General features: G+C 72.7%; 1 protein-coding gene. It reads left to right on the forward strand.

What is annotated here, in order from left to right; all coding sequences use genetic code 11:
• Positions 1 to 837: 837 nt before the first annotated feature.
• A partial coding sequence (locus QOZ86_RS20940) for a PKD domain-containing protein (protein ID WP_284493898.1) occupies positions 838 to 3,443 on the forward strand: 2,606 nt, incomplete at its 3' end.

The following is a 3,443-nucleotide window of genomic DNA, read 5'->3' on the forward strand; positions in this document are numbered from 1 at the left end:
GTGTACCCGGCGGCCGGGGACGATCACGGCTTCGGCTGGTCGGCGACGTTGGTGGCCGGGTCGCACCAGGTGTGTGCCTATGCGATCAACGCGGGGGGCGGGTCGACCAACCCGCTGCTGGGCTGCCGCACGGTGACCGTGTGACCTGAGCGGGTCCCTCGGGACCGGTTCCGAGGAGCGGATCGCTCCGGGGACCGGTCCCGAGGCATGTCCGTGCGGGCAACCGGGAAGAGGGCCCTCCCGCGGCGGTGGCGCGGCGGCCTTGGACGGCCAGCCGATCGGTCCGCCGAGGGATGGGCGGGAGCAGGCCCTGCCTGGCGCGCGGGCCCCTCACTCCCTACCTACCGAGAGTGAGGAAATTACTTCCTTCGTGTCTCATCGTTGACGGAGAGTGATGGTCCTCGGAGGCTGGGTCAGGTCTTATCCGGCAATGCGGGGGGAATCCGTCTTGAAGCTGTCACGGGGTGTGTGCATTCCTCTCGTCGCCGGGGCGGCCGGCGGGGAGCTCGTCCCGCCGGCCGTGGCCGGGCGGGCCACGGGCCTGGCAGCCGCGCTGGCTGCCATCGGTCGACGGCCACGCGCGAAGGGCCGGTCCGCACTGCGTCCGGCATCCGCAGCCGGGCGCGGGTCCGGGGCGCGCGGCGGCCGGGGACGACCACGGCGTCGCCTCGTCGGCGTCGTCGGTCCCGGCTGAACCGGCTTCGACCAGCGGACGTGACGGTGTACGTGGCTCATCGGCCACCTCCGGTCACGTCGTGTCTCCGCGGACCCGCTCGACGCGGGCCAGCTCTGCTCAGCGCATCTACAGCTCTCCGACGAATGCAGAAGGTGATCGGCGTGACATTCAACAAGGGTCCAGGCACTGTGCTCACGATCGCGATGGTTGCGGGTGCAGCGGTCGTCCTCCCGGCGTCGGCGGCGGGGGCTGCTGCCCTCGACGCGGTGCTCGTCGCGGAACACCGGACGTCGGCGTGGGCGTCGCCCAGTTCCGACCCTGCCGGCATCACCTACGACCCCGGCAACAACCGCCTGGTGATCAGCGACTCCGAGGTCGACGAGACGCCGCTGTACGCGGGGACGAACGTCTTCTTCGCCTCCCTGGACGGCACGCAGGACCCGAGCACCCCCGGGTGGACGACGCTGCCGTGGTCGAACGAGCCGACCGGCATCAGCTACCAGACGGCCGACCGCACCTTCGTCTCCGACGACGACGCCGACCAGATCTACCTGGTCGACACCGGCGCCGACGGCCTCCCCACCGGGACGCCGCAGTCGTTCACCACGCGGCCGGGCAACGGTGACGCGGAGGACGTGACGACGGACATGGACGCCACGACCAATGGTCACCTCCTCGTCGTCGACGGCTCGTCTGCCGTCCTCTACGACTACGGGCCCGGTCCGAACGGAGTCTTCGACGGCGTGCCCGAATCGGGCGGGGACGATACGAGATCGGTGTACGACATCGGTCAGTACGGCGCCGTGGACCCCGAGGGCATCGAGTACCACCCCGGACGCAACACCATCCTCGTCCTCGACAGCGGGAGCCGGAGCGTCTACGAGCTCGACCGCCAAGGCGCTCTGCTGAACGTGGTGAGCATCGCGGCCGCCAACCCGGTGAGCGCAGCCGGTATCACGCTCGCGCCGGCCAGCGACGGCTCCGGGGACCAGCACGTCTACATCGCCGACCGCGGGGTCGACAACAACACGAACTCCGAGACCTACAACGACGGGCGCATCTACGAACTCGACCTCGACCTCCCGCCGATCAGCGCCGGACCGCTGAACCGGGCACCGTCGACGAGTGCCGGCCCCGACCTCACGGTGACGATGCCCGAGGCGGCGTCCCTGGCGGGCTCGATCACCGACGACGGCCTGCCGGAGGGCGCCACGGTGACGGCGGCCTGGACGAAGAAGAGCGGCCCCGGTGCGGTGACCTTCGCCCAGCCGGACCAGCAGCAGACGACCGCGACCTTCGATGCGGCCGGCAGCTACGTGCTGCGGCTGACCGGCAGCGACGGACAGCTCGAGTCCTTCGACGAGGTCTCCGTGGTGGTCGGCGAGGCCGGGACCCCGGGAACCGGGGTGCTCGACCTGCCGGTGCGGGACGGCGCCGACGACGCGGAGGAGCGCTCGGCGAGCACCGTGGTGAGCGGGGCCGACCTCGAGCTGGTCGAGGACGGCACCACCGTCCAGACCGTCGGACTGCGCTTCGCCGGGGCGGCGGTGCCGCAGGGGGCGACCATCACCAGCGCCTACCTGCAGTTCCAGACCGACGAGGCGAGCGCCGGGTCGGCCGGCCTGAGGATCGTGGGCCAGGCCTCCGACGACTCGGCGGCGTTCACGACCGCCGGTGGCGACGTCTCGTCCCGCGCCCGGACCCAGGCCGGGGTCGCATGGGCGCCCGGCGACTGGCCGACGGTCGGTGCGCGCGGTTCCGAGCAGCGGACGCCGGACCTCTCGCCGGTACTGCAGGAGATCGTCGACCGCCCGGGCTGGGTGAGCGGCAACGCGCTGACCTTCGTCGTCACCGGTAGCGGGACGCGTACGGCCGTGGCGTACGAGGGTGGTGCCGCCCAGGCACCCGTGCTGCACGTGGAGTTCACGACCGGCGACGGGGACGGCGGGCCCGTGAACGCGGCGCCCACCGTGAACGCCGGCCCCGACGTCGCCGTGGTGCTGCCCGACGCGGCGTCCCTCAAGGGCGCCGTCGGGGACGACGGCCTGCCGACCGGATCGACGCTGACGGTGACCTGGAGCCAGTTGAGCGGCCCGGGTACCGCCACCTTCGCCCGGCCGGGCCAGGCGTCGACGACCGCGCGCTTCGACAAGATCGGGGACTACGTCCTGCGGCTCACCGCTTCCGACGGGGAACTCGCGCAGAGCGACGACGTGACGGTCGTGGTGTCCGAAGCCACTCCCGAGCCGCCCGCCGACCCGGCGGCGCGTAACCCGATCGGGAGCCTGGACGGGGTGGCGGTGTCGGGGTCGACGGTGTCGGCTCGTGGGTGGACCTTCGACCCGGATGTGCCGGCGGCGCCGATCAGCGTGCACGTGTACGTCGATGGCCGGGCGGTGGCGGCGGTGGCCGCGGATCGGTCGCGGCCGGATGTGGGCCGGGTGTACCCGGCGGCCGGGGACGACCACGGCTTCGGCTGGTCGGCGACGTTGGCGGCCGGGTCGCACCAGGTGTGCGCCTATGCGATCAACGCGGGGGGCGGGTCGACCAACCCGCTGCTGGGCTGCCGCACGGTGAGCGTGGGCTCGGGCGGGGCTGCGCCGGTGGGTCATCTGGACGGGGTGGCGGTGTCGGGGTCGACGGTGTCGGCTCGCGGGTGGACTCTCGACCCGGACGTGCCGGCGGCGTCGATCGACGTGCACGTGTACGTCGATGGCCGGGCGGCGGCGGCGGTGGCCGCGGATGGGTCGCGGCCGGATGTGGGCCG

The sequence above is a fragment of the Blastococcus capsensis genome (assembly GCF_030165005.1).
GTDB lineage: Bacteria > Actinomycetota > Actinomycetes > Mycobacteriales > Geodermatophilaceae > Blastococcus > Blastococcus capsensis.